This is a genomic window from Aeromonas sp. R6-2, from assembly GCF_040908155.1.
Classification (GTDB): domain Bacteria; phylum Pseudomonadota; class Gammaproteobacteria; order Enterobacterales; family Aeromonadaceae; genus Aeromonas; species Aeromonas schubertii.
The window spans coordinates 45,203-51,202 of the sequence record NZ_JBFODE010000037.1 but is presented as its reverse complement, the minus strand read 5'-3'; the positions used below and the strand labels follow the sequence as shown (position 1 = coordinate 51,202).

5 protein-coding genes are annotated in these 6,000 nt (G+C 63.0%); 1 reads left to right on the top strand and 4 read right to left on the bottom strand.

The features are described from left to right. Positions 1–18: 18 nt before the first annotated feature. From AB5Y48_RS09020 to AB5Y48_RS09005, 4 genes are read right to left on the bottom strand one after another with little or no spacing between them, the layout of a single operon-like run. The gene (locus tag AB5Y48_RS09020) at positions 19–1,455 is read right to left on the bottom strand and encodes an HD domain-containing phosphohydrolase (protein ID WP_224159526.1); all 1,437 of its coding nucleotides are present in this window, start codon (positions 1,453–1,455) and stop codon (positions 19–21) included. 46 nt (positions 1,456–1,501) lie between these two features. After that, positions 1,502–2,638 (bottom strand): beta-ketoacyl-ACP synthase III, encoded by a 1,137-nt coding sequence (locus tag AB5Y48_RS09015; RefSeq protein ID WP_368164246.1) that lies wholly within the window; start codon positions 2,636–2,638, stop codon positions 1,502–1,504. Positions 2,639–2,673: 35 nt separating this feature from the next. After that, positions 2,674–3,837, bottom strand: coding sequence for a VWA domain-containing protein (locus AB5Y48_RS09010; RefSeq protein WP_050666050.1), 1,164 nt, complete (start codon positions 3,835–3,837; stop codon positions 2,674–2,676). 2 nt (positions 3,838–3,839) lie between these two features. Continuing rightward, a complete protein-coding gene (locus tag AB5Y48_RS09005; RefSeq protein ID WP_050666049.1) occupies positions 3,840–4,682 on the bottom strand; it encodes a MoxR family ATPase in 843 nt (280 codons plus the stop codon). A 150-nt stretch (positions 4,683–4,832) separates the two neighbouring features. Here AB5Y48_RS09005 and cysK point away from each other — a divergent pair, with 150 nt between their 5' ends. Then, positions 4,833–5,801 carry a cysteine synthase A gene (cysK, locus tag AB5Y48_RS09000; RefSeq protein WP_050666048.1) on the top strand — a complete coding sequence of 323 codons (969 nt, stop codon included), beginning with the start codon at positions 4,833–4,835 and terminating at the stop codon, positions 5,799–5,801. The last annotated feature ends 199 nt before the right edge of the window (positions 5,802–6,000 follow it).

The following is a 6,000-nucleotide window of genomic DNA, read 5'->3' as shown; positions in this document are numbered from 1 at the left end:
GGGTGGCGCCTTCTGGTATCAATGACGGTCCCGATGGCGGCTGGCGATGTCGCGAAACTGGGCCTCACAGGCGAGGAAGGCATCGACCAGCGCCGGGTCGAAGTGGCTGCCCCGCCCCCGGACGATGATCTCCCGCGCCTCTTCATGACTGAAGGCCGGCTTGTAGACCCGCGCCGAGATGAGGGCGTCATAGACGTCGGCAATCGCCATCAGGCGTCCCGAGAGGGGAATCGCCTCCCCTGCCAGCCCGGCCGGGTAGCCGCTGCCGTCCCACTTCTCGTGGTGGGTGAGGGCGATTTCCCGGGCCAGACGCAGGAAGGAGTTGGACCCCAGCTGAGCCTCGGCACTGGCCAGGGCATCGGCCCCGATCTGTGGATGGCGCTTCATGATGGCGAACTCTTCGTCGGTCAACTTGCCCGGCTTGAGCAAGATGGCGTCGGGGATCCCCACCTTGCCCACGTCGTGCAGGGGGGCAGATTTGAACAAGAGATCGATGGTGGCATCATCCAGGGGATAGCGATCCCAGTCGAGCCGACTGAGGTACTCGGCCAGCGCCTTCACATAGTGCTGGGTGCGGATGATATGGGCCCCGGTCTCGTTGTCCCGGGTCTCCGCCAGGGAGGCAAGACCGAGTATGGCCACATCCCGAGTCAGGTTCAGCTCGTCGCGGCGCGCCTTGAGCTCACTGATCATCTGGTTGGTCCCGGCGGCGATGAGGCCAAACTCATCATCCCGGGAAACCGGCACCCTGGCGTCGAGATCACCCACCCGAACCCTGGCCATGGTACGGGTCTGATAGGTCAGTGTCAGGGTCAGATTGCGCCCGTAGGCACGAATAATAAACCAGAGATAGGCAAATGCCGTCCCCATCACGAAGGCGACCTCCAACAGGATGAGAGCCTGGGCCGTCTGCCTGGGGAGCTGATGCTCGGCCGCCACCAGCCACTCCAGATCCTTGTTGAAGAGCAGGAAGAAGACGGCCCCGAGCAATACCAGAGTCGCCAGGGTGAAGAGGGAGAACTTGCGTGTCAGCGGCATACCGATAGGGCCGCTCAGCTCGAACACCTCATGGGCCTCACACTCCCTGGCCTGCAACCACTCCCGCTGCAGCGACAGCTCGGCCGCCACCAGAAAGCCCAGGGTCAACATCCCCAGCAGGATCTTGAGATGGCTCTCCAGGGGGAAGTCAAACAGAAGCGCGTTATAGAGCGACCAGAGCGCACCGCCGAGCAGGAAGAGACCCAGCTCCACGAAGAAGCCGTTCTCCTGTGCCTCCCCCCTCGCCATCAGTCGGCTGCGCAGGGCATACATGGCGATGAAAATCACCACTACCGGTGCCCCCAGCTGGGTCAGGGTCAGCCCCTCCAGGAAGGGGCAGACCTGAATGCCGTAGAGCAGAATAAGCAGCAGGCTCGCCCCGTAATGGAGGGCGGCCCTTCGATAAATTGGATGCATAGACCCACCTGAACATGTTGTGTTGTTATTGGTGGGTCTGGCCCACCTAGCGGCGCCGAAGCAACAGGCTACCGACAGAATAGCCGGCCCCAAACGAGCAGAGAACCCCACGGGCCCCGACGGGAAGGTCGCGATTGTACAGATGAAACGCGATGATGGAACCCGCCGAGCTGGTGTTGCCGTAACGATCCAGGATCACCGGCGCCTGCTCGGTAGTGGCATCCTGGCCCAGCACCTTGCGTGCGATAAACTGGTTCATGGTGAGGTTGGCCTGGTGCAACCACAGGCGCGCCAGGCTCTCACTCCCCCATCCGGCCTCGCCAAGCTGGGTCGCGACAAGCTCGCTCACCATGAGCAGCACCTCCTTGAACACCTTGCGTCCCTGCTGCACAAACAGCTTGTCGTCACCGTAGCGGGTGTCGGGGCTGCAGCGGTTGAGGAAACCGAAGTTGTTGCGGATGTTGTTGGAGTACCGGGTCACCAGGCGCGCGTCAACCAGCTCCCAGGGGTGCGGAGTGCGGCTCGTTTCCGCGCGCTCCAGCAGCACGGCGGTGCAGGCGTCACCGAAGATGAAGTGGCTGTCACGATCGCGAAAGTTGAGGTGACCCGAGCAGATCTCCGGATTGACCACCAGAGCCAGCCGGGCGGTGCCGGCGCGCAGCAGATCGGCGGCAGTCTTGATGGCGAAGGTGGCCGAGGAGCAGGCCACGTTCATATCAAAGGCGGCTCCCCCGGCCCCCAGGTAGTGCTGCAGCTCGACGGCCAGCGCCGGATAGGGGCGCGGCATGTTGGAGGCGCCGACGATGACCAGATCGATCTCTCCCGGCTCGCGGCCGGCCTCCCGCAGCGCCTCTTCGGCTGCCGCCACCGCCATCTCCACCATGAGCGAGGGCTTGTCGTCGGCCCGCTCGGGGATGAGGGGCTGCATCACTTCAGGGTCGAGCACCCCCTCCTTGCTCATCAGGTAGCGGCTCTTGATCCCCGACGCCTTCTCGATAAAGTCGCAACTCGAATACTGCTTGGCCGGGATCTGGCCGGCGTCGATGGCCGAGGCGTTCTCCTCGTTGTAGAGGTCTACCCAGCGGTTGAAGGCCTCAACCAGCGCCTCATTGGAGACGGCGTGTGGCGGGGTATAGAGCCCACTGCCGCTGATCACGATGGCGTCCGTCGTTGTCGATGTCATTTCAGCTCCTTGGATGGGCCGCTGCTCGGCCTCGCTTATAGTTGCTCCACCGCCTCGGCAAGGCCTGCCAGCGTCAGAGGATACATGCGCTCGCCCAGTAGCGAGCCCATCAATTTGATAGAGGGGTGCCAGAGCCATTCCCGACGCGGAGTGGGATTGAGCCACACCAGCTTGGGAAAGTGAGCCTGCAGCCGCTCGAGCCAGACCTGTCCCGGCTCTTCGTTCCACTGCTCGACCGAGCCTCCCGGCCAGGTGATCTCATAGGGCCCCATGGTCGCATCCCCCACCAGGATCACCCGGTAGTCACTGCCATAGGTGTGCAACAAACGCCAGGTATCGAAACGCTCCTCATGGCGCCGTGCGTTATCCTTCCACACCGACTCGTAGAGACAGTTGTGAAAATAGAAATACTCCAGATGTTTGAACTCATGGCGCAGGGCCGAGAAGAGCCGCTGCACCTGCGCCACATGGACATCCATGGAGCCCCCCACATCGAAGAAGACCAGCAACTTCACCCCGTTGTGGCGCTCGGGACGCAACTGGAGATCAAGCCACCCCTGACGGGCGGTGCGCCGGATGGTCTCGTCAAGATCGAGCTCGCTCGGGCTGCCGCGGCGCACCCAGCGCCGCAGCCGGCGCAGGGCCAGCTGCATCGCCCGCTGGCCGAGGGGCTCCTCATCGGTGAGGTTGCGGTAAACCCGCGCCTCCCACACCTTGGCGGCGCGGCCATGGCGCGACTGCCCTCCCATCCTCACCCCTTCGGGGTGGTAACCGCCATGCCCAAACGGGCTGCTGCCACCGGTGCCGACCCACTTGTTGCCGCCGGCGTGGCGCTCCTTCTGCTCGGCCAGCCGCTCATTGAGGCGCTCGAGCAGCTTGTCGAGCCCGCCCAGGGATTGGAGCAAGGCCTTCTCCTCGGGGCTGAGCAAGCGCTCGAACTCCTGGCGCAGCCAGTCGTCCGGCAGGCTCTCCGGTAGCAAGGGGGCCTCTTGCAGCCCCTCGTAATACTCACCAAAGGCACGGTCGAAGCGATCGTAGTGGGCCTCATCCTTGACCAGTACGCAGCGCGCCAGTTGATAAAAGGCCTCCATATCGACCGACACCAGGCGTGCCGCCAGCGCGCCGTGCAAGTCGAGCAGCTCGCGCAGGCTCACCGGCAGGCGGTGGCGGCGCAGGCAGGTGAAGAAGTCGAGCAGCACGACTAGGCTCCCCGGCGGGCCAGGAAGGCCAGCTTCTCAAACAGGTGCAGGTCTTGCTCGGTCTTGAGCAGGGCGCCATAGAGGGGCGGGATCAGCTTGCCCGGCTCTCGGCTGCGCAGCAGTTCGGGGTCGATTTCGTCGGCCAGCAGCAGACGAACCCAGTCGAGCAGCTCCGAGGTGGAGGGGCGCTTGCGCAGGCCCGGCACCTCGCGCAGCTCGAAGAAGAGCTCCAGCGCCTCACCGAGCAGCGCCTCCTTGAGGTGCGGATAGTGCATGCGGACGATGGCCGCCATCTCCTCTTTCTCGGGGAAGCGGATGTAGTGGAAAAAGCAGCGGCGCAGGAAGGCATCCGGCAACTCTTTTTCGTTGTTGGAGGTGATGATGACGATGGGGCGCCGATGCGCCGTTACCCGCTCGCCGGTCTCGTAGACGTCGAACATCATGCGATCGAGCTCGAGCAGCAGATCGTTGGGGAACTCGATATCGGCCTTGTCGATCTCGTCGATCAGCAGCACGGGACGCTCATCGGCGGTGAAGGCCTGCCACAGCTTGCCGCGGCGTATGTAGTGATGGATGTCGGCGACGCGCGGATCGCCAAGCTGGGAGTCGCGCAGGCGGGCGACCGCGTCGTACTCATAGAGTCCCTGCTGGGCCTTGGTGGTCGACTTGATGTGCCAGGCGATGAGCTCGCAGCCAAATGCCTCGGCCACCGCCTCCGCCAGCATGGTCTTGCCGGTACCGGGCTCCCCCTTGATGAGCAGGGGTTTCTCCAGCACCACGGCGGCATTGACCGCCATCTGCAGTGCCTCTGAGGCGAGATACTGCCCACTTCCCTGAAATTGCATCCTCGTCACTCCTTGCGCTCGAGGTGGAGAACCACAGCATAAGCTGCATAGGTTCTAATAACATATGGTTATAACAATTCGTCACTTCTCATTCAGATTCGAGGCGTTACTCTTAACCCATCTCCGACCGACACCACAGGGACCAGTACCATGAGCAAGATCTACGAGGACAACAGCCTGACCATAGGCAACACCCCTCTCGTTCGCCTCAACCGGGTGACCAAGGGACGTGTCCTGGCCAAGATAGAGAGCCGCAATCCCAGCTTCAGCGTCAAGTGCCGGATCGGCGCCAATCTGATCTGGGATGCCGAGAAACGCGGCGTCCTCAAGGCCGGTAAGGAGCTGATCGAACCGACCAGCGGCAATACCGGCATCGCCCTGGCCTTCGTGGCGGCGGCTCGTGGTTATCCTATCACCCTCACCATGCCGGCCACCATGAGCCTGGAGCGTCGCAAACTGCTCAAGGCCCTGGGTGCCAATCTGGTGCTGACCGAAGGCCCCCTCGGCATGAAGGGGGCGATCGCCAAGGCCAACGAGATCCTCGCCTCAGACCCCGACAAGTATGTACTGCTGCAGCAGTTCGAAAACCCGGCCAACCCGGAGATCCATGAAAAGACCACGGGTCCCGAGATCTGGGAAGCCACCGACGGCGATGTGGACGTGTTTGTGGCCGGCGTCGGCACCGGCGGGACTATCACAGGCGTCTCCCGCTATCTGAAACAGACCAAAGGCAAGGCCGTGGTCTCGGTCGCCGTCGAGCCGGCCGAATCCCCGGTGATCAGCCAGACCCTGGCCGGTGAAGAGCTCAAGCCCGGCCCCCACAAGATTCAGGGGATCGGTGCCGGCTTCATCCCGGGTAACCTGGATCTGTCGCTGCTCGATCGGGTCGAGCAGGTAACCAGTGATGACGCCATCGAGATGGCGCGTCGCCTGATGGAAGAGGAAGGAATCCTGGCCGGCATCAGCTCGGGCGCCGCCGTCGTGGCCGCCAATCGCCTGGCCGAGCTGCCGGAGTTTGAAGGCAAGACTATCGTGGTCATACTGCCGAGCGCCGCCGAGCGCTACCTCTCCAGCGCCCTGTTTGCCGGTGTCTTCACCGAGCAGGAGCTGCAGCAGTAAGGACTTTACCTCCTCTCCCTCCCCCCGATCACGGCGCTCACTTGAGCGCCGTGCCTCCTTTGGCTAGCCTCTTCGACACCAGACAAGAACGACGCCCTTATTTTAAGGGGTAAAATAACAACCCTTTGCACGTCGAAAAGAGCAGACAAAACGTGATAAATCTCATACTCTATGGCCCGTCACGGCATGTTTGCCGGCA